This window comes from Geodermatophilus arenarius, from assembly GCF_042654585.1.
Classification (GTDB): Bacteria; Actinomycetota; Actinomycetes; order Mycobacteriales; family Geodermatophilaceae; genus Geodermatophilus; species Geodermatophilus arenarius.
In genome coordinates this window covers 101,606-116,570 of sequence record NZ_JBHSGR010000014.1, presented here as the reverse complement: position 1 = coordinate 116,570, position 14,965 = coordinate 101,606, and the positions used below count along the sequence as shown (strand labels likewise).

Sequence of the window (14,965 nt, the reverse complement as noted above, 5' to 3'; positions counted from 1 at the left end):
GTCAACGCTCCCACACCGGGGCACCGCCGCTGCGCGCGGCACCCCGGTCGTCAGGACGTCATGTCGACTGGATCTCCTGGGCCCGCGGAACGGGCCGCGGCGCGCTCCGCTCAGTCGACGAGGTCGAGCGCCGCGCCGACCAGCGAGTCGACGTCGAGGCCGTGGTGGCGGTACACGCTGTCGAGGTCGCCGCTCTGGCCGAACCGGGTGACGCCCAGGTGCGCCGCCGGCACCCCGCGGACCCCGGCGAGGAACGCCAGCGTGTGCGGGTGCCCGTCGAGCACGGTGACCAGCGGCGCGGCCCGGTCGGCGGGGAACGCGCCGTCGAGCACCCACGGCGCGGCGTCGTCCAGCCCGCGGCGGGCCTGCACGGCGCGGAACAGCAGGCCGGGGCTGGTCACCACGACGACGTCGGCGGGGAAGCCGAGCCCGTCCAGCCGCTCGGCGGCGGCCAGGGCCTCGGGGACGACGGCGCCCATCGCGGCCAGCGTCACCGCCGGGCGCGGCACCCGGCGCAGCGGGTAGCCGCCGGCCACCACCTGCCGGCGGCGCCGCTCCCGGGCGGCCGGGTCGGCGGGCACCGCGGCCAGCGCCTGGTCCACCGGGCGGGTGGACAGCCGCACGTACGCCGACTGCCCGCCGGGGCGGCCCATCTGGCCGAGCGCGGCCAGCAGGCACCACTCGGTGTCGAGGGCGAACGCCGGCTCGTAGGACAGGCAGCCGGGCTGCTCCAGCCCGATCGACGGGGTGGTCACCGACTGGTGCGCGCCGCCCTCGGGCGCCAGCGTCACCCCCGACGGCGTGCCGACCAGCAGCGACTGCCCGCCGGCGTAGATGGTGAACGACCACGGCTCCAGCGCCCGCTCGACGAACGGGTCGTAGAGGACGCCGACCGGCAGCAGCGGCTGGCCCCACCGCGACCAGGTGGCGCCGAGCTCGCCGATGACGCCGACCAGGTTGGTCTCGGCGATGCCGAGCTCCACGTGCTGGCCCGAGGGCTTCTCCCGCCAGTGCAGGATCGTCTCGGCGTCGTCGGCGAACCAGTCGCGGCGGTCCTCGTGCGACCAGACGCCGACCTTGTTCACCCAGCCGCCGAGGTTGGTCGAGCTGGACACGTCGGGGCTGACGGTGACCACCCGCCGGCCCACCTCCGGGGCGGCGCGGTTGAGGTCGAGCAGCGTGCGGCCCAGCGCCGCCTGCGTCGTCGCGGTGCCCGACGGGGTGCGGCCCAGGTCGGCCGGCACCGGAGGGGCGACGGCGTCGTCGACCGGGGGCCGGGTCAGCCGCCGCGCCGCGGCGGCGAGCAGGTCGGCGGGGCGGCTGCCGGCCGGGAACCCGGCCCACGGCTGCGCCGGGTCGACGCCGACGCGGGCGGCGAGCTCGTGCAGCTGGGCCTCGGTGAGCAGCGCGGAGTGGTTCTGCGGGTGGCCCTCGGTGGCCAGCCCGTAGCCCTTGAGCGTGTAGGCGATGACCACGGTGGGGCGGGTGTCGTCGATCCGCGCGAACGCCTGCCGCAGCGCGGTGAGGTCGTGCCCGCCGAGGTTGCGCACGGCGGCGACCAGGTCGGCGTCGGCCACGTCGGCGACGAGCCCGGCGACCGCGGCCGCGCCGGGCCCGTCCCCCGGCAGCTCCCGGCGGACCTCCGCGGGCGTGCGGCGCAGCAGCCGCTGGTACTCGGCGTTGCTCATCCCGTCGATGCGGTCGCGCAGCGCGGCCCCGCCGGGCCGGGTGAACAGCTCCTCCAGCAGCGCGCCGTACTTGACGGTGAGCACCTGCCAGCCGGCCGCGGTGAACATGCCCTGCAGCCGGGTGGCGCCCATGGTCGGGACGACGCGGTCCAGCGACTGCCGGTTGAGGTCGACGATCCAGTTCACCTCGCCGAGCTCGGCGACCATCGGGTCGAGCACGGCCTCCCAGACCGCGCCCTCGTCCAGCTCGGCGTCGCCCACCAGCGACCACTGCCGGCCGGTGCCGCCGGCGCCGAACTGGGTGTTGACGTAGCGTCGGGCCAGCGCGCCCCAGATCGGCGCGGTGGCCCCGATGCCGACCGAGCCGGTCGAGTAGTCCGCCGGGACGGGGTCCTTCAGCCGCGACGGGTAGGACTGCAGGCCGCCGAACTCGCGCAGCGTGGTCAGCCACGAGGCGTCCAGCTGCCCGAGCAGGAACTCCAGCGCGTGCAGCACCGGGCTCGCGTGCGGCTTGACGCTCACCCGGTCGTCGGCGGCCAGCTGCTCCAGCCACAGCGCGGTCATGATCGTGACCATCGAGGCGCTGGACGCCTGGTGCCCGCCCACCTTGAGACCGCTCGGGTTGGGGCGCACCCGGTTGGCGTGGTCGACGATCGCCGTCGCCAGCCACAGCACGCGCTGCTCGATCTCGCGCAGCGCGGCGTCGTCCGAGCCGGTGGCGGGGGGCCGCGGGGCGGCGAGCGTCATGGTCACTCCTGTCGGGTGGGCGGACGACCAGCATCGCGCGGACGCGCGCTCCTCCCGGAGGGAGGTCCGGTGTGCCACCGTCGCTCCCCGTGACCACCCCGGACCGCCCCGCCCTGCTGCGCTCGCTCTACCGGGCGTTCACCGCCCGCGACCTGGACGCGGTGGTGGCCGCCATGGCGCCGGACGTGGACTGGCCCAACGGCTGGGAGGGCGGCCGGGTGCACGGGCACGACGGCGTGCGGGACTACTGGGAGCGGCAGTGGGCGCAGGTCCGCCCGCTGGTGCGGCCGACCGGCGTCGAGGAGCGCCCGGACGGCTCGGTCGCGGTCACCGTGGCGCTGACCGTGCGCGACCCCGGCGGCACCGTGCTCTCGCGGGAGACGGTGCGCCACGTCTACCGGTTCAGCGGCGACCTGGTGTCGCGGATGGACCTCGAGCAGGTGGGCGGGGAGGGGTAGACGCGGCCCCCGGCCGGGGCGGGCCGGGGGCCGCGCCCGCTCACGGCACGAGGATCGCGCGTCCCCGCACCTTCCCGGCCTCGAGGTCGCGGAGCGCGTCCACGGCCCGGTCCAGCGGGTACCGCTGGGTGTGCAGGGTGACCTTCCCGGCCTGGGCGAGCACCATCAGCTCGGCCAGGTCGGTGTAGGTGCCGACGATGTTGCCGACGACGTTCTTCTCCCCGGCGACGAAGTCCAGCGTCGGGATGCGCAGCTCGCCGCCGTACCCGATGACGTAGTACGAGCCGGCCGGGCGGGTCATGCGCCAGCCGTCCATCTCCGCGCCCTGCTCGGCGACGAAGTCGAAGACGACGTCCGCGCCCCCGCCGGTCAGCTCCTGGACGGCCTGCACCTGGCCGCCGTCGGCGACGACGGTCTCGTCCGCGCCGATCTGCCGGGCGAGCGCCAGGGCGTCGGGGTTGCGGTCGACGACGACGACCCGGGTGGCCGAGAGCGCGGCCAGGCACTGCACGCCGATGTGGCCGAGGCCGCCGGCGCCCAGGACGACCGCCGTCGTGCCCGGGTACAGCAGCGGCAGGGCCTTGCGCACCGCGTGGTAGGCGGTGATGCCGGCGTCGGCGAGCGCGGCGACGCCGGCCGGGTCGGTCGACGGGTCGAGCTTGACGCACGCGCGGGCGGTGGTGCGCAGGTACTCGGCCATCCCCCCGTCGTCGTTGCTCAGCCCGGGGAAGAACGCGTTCTCGCACTGCATGTCCCGGCCGGCGCGGCAGGCCGCGCACAGGCCGCAGCTGGGCTGCGGGTGCAGGATCACCGTGTCGCCGACGGCGACGTTGGTGACCCCCTCCCCCACGGCGTGCACCCAGCCGGCGTTCTCGTGCCCGATCACGTAGGGCAGGTCCGGGTTCTGCAGGTCGGCCCACTGGCCCTCGAGGATGTGCAGGTCGGTGCGGCACACCCCGGCGCCGCCGATCTTCACGATCACGTCGAGGGGGCCCCGGAGCTGCGGTTCGGGGATCTCGTCGATCGAGGGGTCGGCGTGGTACTCGTGCACGCGCACGGCCTTCATCTAGCGCACCTCCAGCGGGAGCGGGGGACGGTCGTACTGCTCGCCGTCCCTGGTGTACATCCGTCGGCCTCCGTCGGCTCCGGGCGTGAGCTGGGTCACGTGCTCGCCGCCGACGCTAGCGCGGGACGCGACCGCCGCGAGCGGGCCCGGCGTCTCACCTGGAGACGCCGCGCCCGCCGCCGCGGCGGGTACCTCCCCGTGGCACGGGACACCGGCGTCCTGCCGTCCGGAGGTGCCCGTGGACGAGCTGGTCCGGCACCGGAGCCGCTGCCCGACCCCGTGCCGGCCGGCCGGGGCAGCGCCCCGCGGGTGCGCGCGTCGTGGCGGCGCAGCCAGGGCTACGGCGTGCCGTCCGACGAGGTCGTGCCCGTGTTCACCGGCACGCCGGACACCGGCCCCCCGCTGTACGAGTGCGCGCACCGGGTGCTCACCGACCTGCAGACGACGATCGCCGACAAGCCGGTGGGCCTGATGCTCGCCGACCCCGCCGGGTTCGTGCTGGCCCCGATCGGCGACGACACCTCGGGACGTCGCCCCGCGGCTGGAGCTGTGGACCCCCGAGCTGCGCGACGGCGACACTGCGTGATCGTCTCCGGGCTGCACCGGCTGCCGGCGTGGGCCGCGGGCGAGCTGGCGCAGGGGCTGGCCACGGTCCGCCGCGCCGGGCGCCCGCAGCCCGCGGTGCTCACCGCGCCGGAGTACCGCGCGGCAGGAGCGGCACCGGGACGTGTCGTTCACCCCGCGCGCGGCCCGGGCGCTGGCCGCCTGCGGCTGGCCGGGCAACGTCGCCCAGCTGCGGCGGGTGTGCGGGAGGCGGTGGCCCGCGCCGACGTCGTCGACGTGCGCCACCTGGCGCCGGAGGTGCTCGACGGCGGCGCGCGGGCGCTGTCCCGCCTGGAGCGGCTCGAGCGCGACGAGATCGTGCGGTGCCTGACCGAGCCGGGCACCACGATGACCCGCGTCGCCGAGGAGCTCGGCATCGGCCGGGCGACCCTCTACCGCAAGATCGCCCAGTACGAGATCACCGTCCCCCAGCGCTGACCCCGCGACGTGCCGGAACGGCCCCGGTGCAGCACCGGGACGGCCCCGTCCCGGGGCTCGTCCCGAGCGTGCGGGCGCTGAGGAGGACGGGGGCCTTCGTCAGTCGTCGTCGGTGCGGTAGCCCAGGTTGGGGGCGAGCCAGCGCTCGGCCTCGGCGAGCGTCCAGCCCTTGCGGCGGGCGTAGTCCTCGACCTGGTCGCGGCCCAGCCGGCCCAGGTTGAAGTACCGCGCCTCCGGGTGCGAGAAGTACAGCCCGCTGACCGCGGCGCCCGGCCACATCGCCATGGACTCGGTCAGCTGCAGCCCGATCGAGGCCTCGACGTCGAGCAGGTCCCAGATCGTCTGCTTCTCGGTGTGCTCGGGGCAGGCCGGGTAGCCGGGCGCGGGGCGGATGCCGCGGTAGCGCTCGGCGATCAGGGCGTCGTTGTCCAGCCGCTCGTCGGCCGCGTAGCCCCAGAACTCCCGGCGCACCCGCTCGTGCAGCCGCTCGGCGAACGCCTCGGCCAGCCGGTCGGCGAGCGCCTCGAGCATGATCGCCGAGTAGTCGTCGTGGGCGGCCTTGAACGCCGCGACCCGCTCGGCCGAGCCGAGGCCCGCGGTGACGGCGAAGGCGCCGACGTGGTCGCGCAGCCCGGTCTCCTTCGGCGCCACGAAGTCGGCGAGCGACCTGCGCGGGGTGCCGTCGCGGCCCTCGGTCTGCTGCCGCAGCTGGTGCAGCACCGCGCGCACCCGCGTGCGGGACTCGTCGGTGTAGACCTCGATGTCCTCGCCGTCGACCCGGGCCGCCGGGAACAGCCCGAACACGCCGGAGGCGGTGAGCCAGCGCTTGGCGACGATCCGGTCGAGCATCGCCTGCGCGTCGGCGTACAGCCGCCGCGCGGCGTCGCCGGTGGCCGGGTTGTTCAGCAGGTCGGGGAACCGGCCGCGCATCTCCCAGGCGGTGAAGAACGGCTGCCAGTCGACGTAGCCGCGCAGCTCCTCCAGCGGGTAGTCGCGCAGCACGCGGGTGTAGCCGACCTCGGCGTGCGCGTGGTCGCAGGAGGGCCCGGTGCACACGTCGCGGGTCTGCTGCAGCAGCATCCGCGGCCGCGGCGGGGTGTAGGCCGACCAGTCCAGCGCCGGGGCGGCGGCGCGGGCGGCGGCCAGCGGCAGCAGCGTCCGGGTGTCGGTGCGCGCGGCGTGCCGCTCGCGCAGCGTCTCGTACTCGGTCTCGGTGGCCGCCAGCAGGCCGGGGCGCTGCTCGTCCGACAGCAGCGCCGCGACGACGGGCACCGACCGCGACGCGTCCTTCACCCAGATGACCGGGCCGTGGTAGCGCGGGGCGACCTTGACCGCGGTGTGCGCCCGCGACGTCGTGGCCCCGCCGATGAGCAGCGGCACCTCGAAGCCCTGCCGCTCCATCTCGCCGGCCAGGTTGACCATCTCGTCCAGCGAGGGCGTGATCAGCCCGGACAGGCCGATGACGTCGGCGCCGACCTCCTTGGCGGTGTCGAGCACCTTCTGCGCCGGCACCATGACGCCGAGGTCGACGACGTCGTAGTTGTTGCACTGCAGCACGACGCCCACGATGTTCTTGCCGATGTCGTGGACGTCGCCCTTCACCGTCGCCATGACCACGGTGCCGTTGGTGCGGCGCTCGTCCCCGCTCCCCGTGTCGCCGGGCTGCTTCTCCGCCTCGATGTGGGGCACGAGGTGGGCCACGGCCTTCTTCATCACCCGCGCGGACTTCACCACCTGCGGCAGGAACATCTTCCCGGCGCCGAACAGGTCGCCGACGACGTTCATCCCGCCCATCAGCGGGCCCTCGATGACCTCGATCGGCCGGCCGCCGCGCGCGGCGATCTCCCGCCGCAGCTCCTCGGTGTCGGCCTCGACGAACTCGTCGATGCCCTTGACCAGCGCGTGGGTGATCCGCTCCTCGACCGGCAGCGCCCGCCACTCCTCGGCGGCGGCCTCCTCGGCGGCGCCGGAGGCGGCGTACTCGCCGGCGATCTCCAGCAGCCGCTCGGTGGCGTCGGGCCGGCGGGCCAGGACGACGTCCTCGATGCGCTCGCGCAGCCGCTCGGGGACCTCCTCGTACACCTCCAGCGCGCCGGCGTTGACGATGCCCATGTCCATGCCGGCGGCGATCGCGTGGAAGAGGAACACCGCGTGGATGGCCTCGCGGACGCGGTTGTTGCCGCGGAAGGAGAACGAGACGTTGGAGACGCCGCCGGAGACCAGCGCGTGCGGCAGGTTCTCCTTGATCCAGCGGGTGGCCTCGATGAAGTCCAGGCCGTAGCGGGCGTGTTCCTCGATGCCGGTGGCGACGGCGAAGACGTTGGGGTCGAAGATCACGTCCTCGGCGGGGAAGCCGACCCGGTCGACGAGGATGTCGTAGGCGCGGCGGCAGATCTGCTGCCGGCGCTCGAGGGTGTCGGCCTGCCCGTCCTCGTCGAAGGCCATGACGACGACGGCCGCGCCGTACCGGCGGCACAGCCGGGCGTGCTCGACGAACTCCGCCTCGCCGTTCTTCAGCGAGATCGAGTTGACGATCGACTTGCCCTGCAGCTGCTGGAGGCCGGCCTCGATGACCTCCCACTTGGAGGAGTCGACCATCACCGGCACGCGGCAGATGTCGGGCTCGGCGGCGATCAGGCGGGTGAAGCGGGTCATCGCCGCGACGCCGTCGATCATGCCCTCGTCCATGTTGACGTCGATGACCTGCGCGCCGGCCTCGACCTGCTGGCGGGCGACGGCCAGCGCCGTCGGGTAGTCGCCGTCGCGGATCAGCCGGCGGAACCGGGCCGAGCCGGTGATGTTGGTGCGCTCGCCGATGTTGACGAACAGCGAGTCGGCGTCGACGGTCAGCGGCTCCAGGCCCGACAGCCGCAGCGCCGGGCGGACGGCCGGCGGCGTGCGCGGCGGCAGCCCGTCCACCGCCGCGGCCACTGCGGCGATGTGCTCGGGCGTGGTGCCGCAGCAGCCGCCGACGACGTTGACGAAGCCGTCCTCGGCGAAGCCGTGCAGCACGCCGGCGGTGTCGGCGGGCGCCTCGTCGTACTCGCCGAAGGCGTTGGGCAGCCCGGCGTTGGGATAGCAGGAGACGAACGCGTCGGCGATCCGCGCCAGCTCGGCGACGTAGGGCCGCATCTCCGCGGCGCCCAGCGCGCAGTTGAGCCCGACCACCAGCGGCCGCACGTGGCGCACCGAGTGCCAGAACGCCTCGGTCGTCTGCCCCGACAGCGTCCGGCCAGACGCGTCGGTGATCGTGCCGGAGACCATCACCGGCCAGCGGCGGCCGCGCTGCTCGAACAGCGTCTCCAGCGCGACGATCGCGGCCTTGGCGTTGAGCGTGTCGAAGACCGTCTCGACCAGCAGCACGTCCGCGCCGCCGTCGACCAGGCCGCCGGCCTGCTCGAGGTAGGCCTCGACCAGCTCGGGGAAGGTGACGTTGCGGGCGCCGGGGTCGTTGACGTCGGGCGAGATGGACGCCGTCCGGGTGGTCGGGCCCATCGCGCCGGCGACGTACCGCGGCTTCCCCGGGGTGCGCGCGGTGGCCGCGTCGGCCTCGCGGCGGGCCAACCGGGCCGCCGCGACGTTGATCTCCCGCGCGAGCGCGGCCATGCCGTAGTCGGCCAGCGAGACGGCGTTGGCGTTGAAGGTGTTGGTCTCGACCAGGTCGGCGCCGGCGTCGAGGTACTCGCGGTGGATGCCCGCCACCAGCTCCGGCCGGGTGAGCACCAGCAGGTCGTTGTTGCCCTGGACGTCGACCGGCCAGTCGGCGAAGCGCTCCCCGCGGTAGCCGGCCTCGCTCGGGCGGTCCCGCTGGATCGCGGTCCCCATCGCGCCGTCGAGCACGAGGATCCGCTGCTCCATCAGGGAGGTGAGCTCCGCCGTCGCGTCGGGCCGGAGGTCGGGGGCGTCGGTCACGGGCATCCTCGGGGTGCGTTCGGAACGGTGCCGGGATCTCCTGTGCGAGCGTGCCCGACACCGACGCCGGGTGGTCCGGGGAGCAACCCGGGACGTCCGGGACATCTTCCCATCCCGCGCCACCCCGGTCGGGCGGCCCGACCGACGTAGGCTCGCAGGGGTGATCGACCCGAAGTCCGCTCCCGAGGACCTGCCCCAGCTGAACCGGCCGGTGGCGGTGGTCGCCTTCGAGGGCTGGAACGACGCCGGGGACGCCGCCACCGGGGCGCTCGAGCACCTGGAGCTCATCTGGGACGCCACCCCCCTCGCGGCGCTCGACCCCGAGGACTACTACGACTTCCAGGTCAACCGGCCCACCGTCTCGCTCGTGGGCGGGGTGAGCCGGCGCGTCGAGTGGCCGACGACGCGCATCTCCGTGGCCCGCCCGCCGGGCAGCGACCGCGACGTCGTCCTGATCCGCGGGATCGAGCCCAACATGCGCTGGCGCGGGTTCTGCGCCGAGCTGATCGAGCTGTGCGAGGAGCTCGGCGTCCAGACGGTGGTGGCGCTGGGCGCCCTGCTCGCCGACACCCCGCACACCCGGCCCACCCCGGTCTCCGGCTCGGCCTACGACCAGGAGTCCGCGCGCACCTACGGTCTGGAGACCTCCCGCTACGAGGGACCCACCGGCATCCTCGGCGTCTTCCAGGACGCGTGCGTGCAGGCCGGCCTGCCGGCGGTGAGCTTCTGGGCGGCGGTCCCCCACTACGTCTCCCAGCCGCCCTCGCCGCGGGCCACCGTCGCGCTGCTGCAGCGGGTCGAGGAGGTGCTGGAGCTGGCGGTGCCGCTCGGCGCGCTCCCCCAGCAGGCCGACGACTGGGTGAAGACCGTCGACGAGATGGCGCAGGAGGACGCCGAGGTCGTCGAGTACGTGCGCTCGCTGGAGGAGCGCGCCACCGAGACCGACCTGTCCCAGGCCGACGGCGACCAGATCGCCCGCGAGTTCGAGCGCTACCTCCGCCGCCGCGGCTCCTCCCCCAACTGAGCGCCCCCTCCCGGCAACCGACTCCGCCCACGGCGGCGCCCACCGTCCGTTAGCGCACCAGAGTTGGGGATAACGGTCGCGGCGACGGCCGTGCGGGCGTTCCCCGTGCCCTGGCGGTGCTGCCCGCCCGGCAGGGCACGAGGGAACCCGGCGACGGCCCGCTCCCCGGGCCGCAGGGTCACTCGCGGCGCAGCAGCGGGGCCATGCGGGCGGCGGCGTCGTCGCCGAAGAGCCGGTCGTGGGTGGCCAGCGCGTACCGGTCGGTCATCCCCGAGACGTAGTCGACGACCTGGGTGACGACATCGGCCTCGGTGTCCCGGTAGGACGCCGGGATGAGGCCGGGCGCGGCGAGGTGGTGGTCGACCAGCCGCCGGATGACGTCGACCGCCAGCTGCTTCTGCCCCGCGGCGGTCTCGGACAGGTAGACCCGCCGGAACATGAAGGTCCGCAGCTCGTCCATCGCGGCCAGCGGCTCGTCGGCCATGACCACCGCGCCGCCGTCGGCCAGGGAGCCGGCGACGACGGCGTCGACCATCGCGCCCACCATCGCGCTGCCCGGCTCGCCGAACAGCTCGCAGGCACGGGCGGGCAGGTCGGGCACGCGCAGCACCCCGGCGCGGACGGCGTCGAGCGCGTCGTGGGAGAGGTAGGCGATCCGGTCGGCGTACCGCACGCACTCCCCCTCGCGCGTGGCCGGCGGCGGGGTGATCTTCCAGCTGTGCGCGCGGATGCCGTCGCGCACCTCCCAGGTGAGGTTCAGGTGCTCCAGCACCTCGACGATCCGCACCCCCTGCGCCGCGTGGTGCCACCCGCCGGGGACGTAGGGGTCGAACGCGTCCTCGCCGATGTGGCCGAACGGCGAGTGGCCGACGTCGTGGCCCAGCGCGATCGCCTCGGCGAGGGTCTCGTTCAGTCCCAGTGCGCGGGCGATGGCCCGGGCGACCTGGGTGACCTGCAGCGTGTGGGTGAGCCGGGTGACGAAGTGGTCGCCGTCGGGGTTGAGGAAGACCTGGGTCTTGTGCTTGAGCCGGCGGAAGGCCTTGGCGTGCAGGATGCGGTCGCGGTCCCGCTCGAAGGCGGTGCGCAGCCGGTCCTCGGGCTCGTCGACGGCGCGGCCGCGGGTGGCCGCCGACCGGGCCGCGGCCGGGGCGAGGCCCTGCTCCTCCCGCTCGCGCGTGGCGCGGTCGGTGAAGCAGAAGCCCCCGCCCATCAGCCCTCCTGCAGCGCGGTGTCGAGCTCGATCCCGAGCAGCGCGTCGACGGCGTCGGCCACCACCGCGGGGGCGCCGTCGTCGCTCTCGCCCTCCCCGGCCAGCGTGGCGGCCGCCCAGGCGTCGACGGCGGCGATCGCGCCGGGGCTGTCGAGGTCGTCGGCCAGCCGCTCGCGCAGCGCGGCCAGCACCGGTGCGGCGGGCGCGCCGGCGTCGCGGGCGGTGGCCCGCCGCCAGGTGGCCAGCCGCGCCTCGGCGGCGGACAGCAGGTCCGGCGTCCAGGCGCGGTCGGTGCGGTAGTGACCCGACAGCAGCGCCAGCCGGATCGCCATCGGGTCGACGCCCTCGCCGCGCAGCTTGGAGACGAACACCAGGTTGCCCCGGCTCTTGCTCATCTTCTCGCCGTCCAGGCCGATCATCGCCGCGTGCACGTAGGCCCGGGCGAACGGCTTGGTCCCGGTGAGCGCCTCGGCGTGGACGGCGGAGTACTCGTGGTGCGGGAACACCAGGTCGCTGCCGCCGCCCTGGACGTCGAAGCCCATGCCGATGGTGTCCAGCGCGATCGCGGCGCACTCGACGTGCCAGCCGGGCCGGCCGTCGATGCCGCGCGGGCCGGGCCACGACGGCTCGCCCTCCCGGGCGCCGCGCCACAGCAGCGGGTCGAGCCGGTTGCGCTTGCCCGGGCGGTCGGGGTCGCCGCCGCGCTCGGCGGACAGCGCGAGCATGGTGGCCTCGTCGTAGCCGGACTCCTCGCCGAAGCCCGGTGCCTGCGCCACGTCGTGGTAGACGTCGCCGGTGCCGTCGTCGAGGACGTAGGCCAGGCCCGCGTCCAGCAGGGTCTCCACGTGCGCGACGATCAGCGGGATCGCCGCGACCGCGCCGACGTAGTCCTCGGGCGGCAGCACCCGCAGCGCGGTCATGTCCTCGCGGAACAGCGCGGTCTCGCGCATGGCCAGGACGACCCAGTCCTCGCCGTCGCGCTCGGCGCGCTCGAGCAGCGGGTCGTCGATGTCGGTGACGTTCTGCACGTAGTGGACCGCGTGCCCGGCGTCCCGCCACACCCGGTTGACCAGGTCGAAGGCCAGGTAGGTGGCGGCGTGGCCGAGGTGGGTGGCGTCGTAGGGGGTGATCCCGCAGACGTACATCCGCGCCACGGCGTCGGGCTCGGTGTCCACGACCTGCCCGCGCGCGGTGTCGTAGAGCCGCAGGACCGGACCGGGGCCCGGGAGGGTCGGCAGGAGCGGGGCGGGCCAGCTGAGCACGTCAGCGAGCCTAGTTGCGCTCCCGGCGCGCCCGCGGGCGCCGTCCCTCCCTGGGGAACGGCGCCCGCGGGGCCGGTCGCCTACTGGTCGTCGTCGTCGTCGTCGACCCACTCGAGGGTCCGGGTCACCGCCTTCTGCCACTTGCGGTAGTAGCGGTCGCGGGTGGCCTGGTCCATCTCCGGGCTCCACCGCTTGTCCTCGGCCCACTGGCTGGTGAGCTCGTCCTCGTCGGCCCAGAACCCGACCGCGAGGCCCGCGGCGTAGGCCGCGCCCAGCGCCGTCGTCTCGGCGATCTTCGGGCGGACGACGTCGACGCCGAGGATGTCGGCCTGGAACTGCATCAGCAGCTCGTTGACCACCATGCCGCCGTCGACCCGCAGCTCGGTGAGGGCCACCCCCGAGTCGGCGTTCATGGCGTCGACGACCTCGCGGGTCTGGTAGGCCGTGGCCTCCAGCACCGCCCGGGCCAGGTGGCCGCGGTTGACGTACCGGGTGAGCCCGACCAGCGCGCCGCGGGCGTCGGAGCGCCAGTGCGGGGCGAACAGGCCGGAGAACGCCGGCACGAAGTAGGCGCCGCCGTTGTCGTCCACCGACCGGGCCACCGCCTCGATCTCCCCGGCGCCGCCGATCAGGCGCAGGTTGTCCCGCACCCACTGCACCAGCGAGCCGGTGACGGCGATCGAGCCCTCCAGCGCGTACACGGGCTTGCGGCCGCCGATCTGGTAGCAGACCGTCGTCAGCAGGCCGTTGCGCGAGGACACCGCCTCCTCGCCGGTGTTGAGCAGCAGGAAGTTGCCGGTGCCGTAGGTGTTCTTGGCCATGCCCTTCTGGAAGCAGACCTGCCCGAAGGTGGCCGCCTGCTGGTCACCGAGCGAGCCGGCGATCCTCACGCCGGCCAGCGCGCCGGCCTTGCGGCCCTCGCCGTAGACCTCGGAGTTCGAGCGGATCTCCGGCAGCATCGACACGGGGATGCGCATGTCCGCGGCGATCGACTCGTCCCACGCCAGGGTGCTGTAGTCCATGAGCATGGTGCGCGAGGCGTTGCTGACGTCGGTGAGGTGCAGGCCGCCGTCGGTGCCGCCGGTCATCTGCCACAGCAGCCAGCTGTCGATCGTGCCCATGAGCAGGTCGCCGCGCTCGGCGCGCTCGCGGGCGCCCTCGACGTTGTCGAGGATCCAGGTCACCTTCGGGCCGGCGAAGTAGGTGGCCAGCGGCAGGCCGACCTTCTCCTTGTACCGGTCCGCTCCCCCGCCGAGCTCGCCGAGCTCGGTGACGATGCGGTCGGTGCGGGTGTCCTGCCAGACGATCGCGTTGTACACCGGCTCGCCGGTGTTCTTGTCCCACACGACGGTGGTCTCGCGCTGGTTGGTGATGCCGACGGCGGCGAGGTCGGAGCCGACCAGGTCGGCGCGGGCCAGCGCCTGCCCGACCACCTCGCGGACGTTGCTCCAGATCTCCAGCGGGTCGTGCTCGACCCAGCCGGCGCGCGGGAAGATCTGCGCGTGCTCCTTCTGGGCCACGGCGACGACGGCGCCGTCGTGGTCGAAGACCATGCAGCGGGTGCTGGTGGTGCCCTGGTCGATGGCGGCGATGTAGCTGCTCACGGTTCCTCCGGGTGCGACGGTGCAGGGGGACGGTGCAGGGGACGGGTGCGGACGGCCGGTGCGGGTGGCCGGCGGGCGGTCAGAAGCCCTGGGCGAGCAGGCCGGCCAGGGCACCGCCGACGAGCGGGCCGACGACGGGGACCCACGCGTAGCCCCAGTCGCTGCCGCCCTTCTTCGCGATGGGCAGCACGGCGTGCGCGATCCGCGGCCCCAGGTCGCGGGCGGGGTTGATCGCGTACCCGGTCGGTCCACCGAGCGAGTTGCCGATGCCGACGACCAGCAGCGCGACGGCGAGCGGCCCGATCTGGCTCGGCGTGTCACCGAACTTCAGGATGATGTAGACCAGCACGAAGGTGCCGATGGCCTCGGTGAGGGCGTTCCACGGGAGGCTGCGGATCGCCGGGCCCGTGGAGAAGGTCGCCAGGATCTCGCCGGGCTCGTCGTGCGCGGCGTAGTGCTTCTGGTAGGCGAGCCAGGCGACGACCGCGCCGAGGAACGCGCCGACGAACTCGCCGGCGAAGTAGACCAGGGTGCTGCCGAACGTGACGTCGACACCGGGGGCGTACTCGTCGGCCCCGAACGCCCACAGCCCGACGGTGACCGCCGGGTTGAGGTGGGCACCGCTGCGGTAGGCCGCGTAGACGCCGGCGAAGACGCCCAGGCCCCAGCCGAAGTTGATGAGCAGCCAGCCGCCGCCGTGCCCCTTGGAGTCGGTGAGCAGGACGTTGGCGACGACGCCGACGCCGAAGAGCAGCAGGATCGCGGTGCCGAGCACCTCGGAGAAGAAGACGGAGGTCAGTGACACGCTGAGACACCTCTCTGTGTCCGGTTGTGCCGTGATGGGGGCCCGCCCGGTCCGGGCGGGTGGTGCGGGGTGCCTGCCTCCACCTCCTTCGTGCGTGCTCTCGGTCTGCGGCCGGGCCGGCGGGACCGCTCGCCGGCCGGCTGCCTCA

At 74.5% G+C, this 14,965-nt stretch carries 10 protein-coding genes; 3 read left to right on the top strand and 7 right to left on the bottom strand.

Annotation, left to right across the window (positions count from 1 at the left end; genetic code table 11):
- Positions 1-110: 110 nt before the first annotated feature.
- Positions 111-2,435: a transketolase-like TK C-terminal-containing protein gene (locus ACFO3M_RS13965; protein ID WP_387989646.1), complete on the bottom strand. Its 2,325-nt coding sequence runs from the start codon at positions 2,433-2,435 to the stop codon at positions 111-113.
- 89 nt (positions 2,436-2,524) lie between these two features.
- Here ACFO3M_RS13965 and ACFO3M_RS13960 point away from each other — a divergent pair, with 89 nt between their 5' ends.
- Positions 2,525-2,893 carry a nuclear transport factor 2 family protein gene (locus ACFO3M_RS13960; protein ID WP_387989643.1) on the top strand — a complete coding sequence of 123 codons (369 nt, stop codon included), beginning with the start codon at positions 2,525-2,527 and terminating at the stop codon, positions 2,891-2,893.
- A gap of 40 nt (positions 2,894-2,933) precedes the next feature.
- Here the strand turns inward: ACFO3M_RS13960 and ACFO3M_RS13955 are convergent, their stop codons facing one another.
- Positions 2,934-3,959: an NAD(P)-dependent alcohol dehydrogenase gene (locus ACFO3M_RS13955; protein WP_387989641.1), complete on the bottom strand. Its 1,026-nt coding sequence runs from the start codon at positions 3,957-3,959 to the stop codon at positions 2,934-2,936.
- A gap of 279 nt (positions 3,960-4,238) precedes the next feature.
- Here ACFO3M_RS13955 and ACFO3M_RS13950 point away from each other — a divergent pair, with 279 nt between their 5' ends.
- The gene (locus ACFO3M_RS13950) at positions 4,239-5,000 is read left to right on the top strand and encodes a helix-turn-helix domain-containing protein (protein WP_387989639.1); all 762 of its coding nucleotides are present in this window, start codon (positions 4,239-4,241) and stop codon (positions 4,998-5,000) included.
- Between the two features lie 99 nt (positions 5,001-5,099).
- Here ACFO3M_RS13950 and metH read toward each other — a convergent pair whose 3' ends face one another.
- On the bottom strand, positions 5,100-8,912 hold the full coding sequence (gene metH / locus ACFO3M_RS13945; protein ID WP_387989636.1) for a methionine synthase: 3,813 nt from the start codon (positions 8,910-8,912) through the stop codon (positions 5,100-5,102).
- A 160-nt stretch (positions 8,913-9,072) separates the two neighbouring features.
- Between metH and ACFO3M_RS13940 the strand changes: the two genes are divergently transcribed.
- A complete protein-coding gene (locus tag ACFO3M_RS13940; RefSeq protein ID WP_387989633.1) occupies positions 9,073-9,936 on the top strand; it encodes a PAC2 family protein in 864 nt (287 codons plus the stop codon).
- 178 nt (positions 9,937-10,114) lie between these two features.
- Here the strand turns inward: ACFO3M_RS13940 and ACFO3M_RS13935 are convergent, their stop codons facing one another.
- The 4 genes from ACFO3M_RS13935 to ACFO3M_RS13920 form a co-directional block, all read right to left on the bottom strand.
- Positions 10,115-11,146, bottom strand: a complete 1,032-nt coding sequence (locus ACFO3M_RS13935; protein WP_387989630.1) for an HD domain-containing protein — start codon at positions 11,144-11,146, stop codon at positions 10,115-10,117.
- A complete protein-coding gene (gene mshC / locus ACFO3M_RS13930) occupies positions 11,146-12,408 on the bottom strand; it encodes a cysteine--1-D-myo-inosityl 2-amino-2-deoxy-alpha-D-glucopyranoside ligase (protein ID WP_387989627.1) in 1,263 nt (420 codons plus the stop codon). The genes ACFO3M_RS13935 and mshC overlap by 1 nt, the downstream gene beginning before the upstream one ends.
- 80 nt (positions 12,409-12,488) lie before the next feature.
- Entirely contained in the window at positions 12,489-14,012 is a 1,524-nt protein-coding gene (gene glpK, locus ACFO3M_RS13925; RefSeq protein WP_387989624.1) for a glycerol kinase GlpK, read from the bottom strand.
- A 79-nt stretch (positions 14,013-14,091) separates the two neighbouring features.
- Positions 14,092-14,817 carry an MIP/aquaporin family protein gene (locus tag ACFO3M_RS13920; RefSeq protein ID WP_387989621.1) on the bottom strand — a complete coding sequence of 242 codons (726 nt, stop codon included), beginning with the start codon at positions 14,815-14,817 and terminating at the stop codon, positions 14,092-14,094.
- Positions 14,818-14,965: the final 148 nt, after the last annotated feature.

Coding starts and splice junctions, on each gene's coding strand:
- ACFO3M_RS13965 (WP_387989646.1), bottom strand. CDS start 2,435: ATGACGCTCGCCGCCCCGCGGCCCCCCGCCACCGGCTCGGACGACGCC.
- ACFO3M_RS13935 (WP_387989630.1), bottom strand. CDS start 11,146: ATGGGCGGGGGCTTCTGCTTCACCGACCGCGCCACGCGCGAGCGGGAG.
- ACFO3M_RS13955 (WP_387989641.1), bottom strand. CDS start 3,959: ATGAAGGCCGTGCGCGTGCACGAGTACCACGCCGACCCCTCGATCGAC.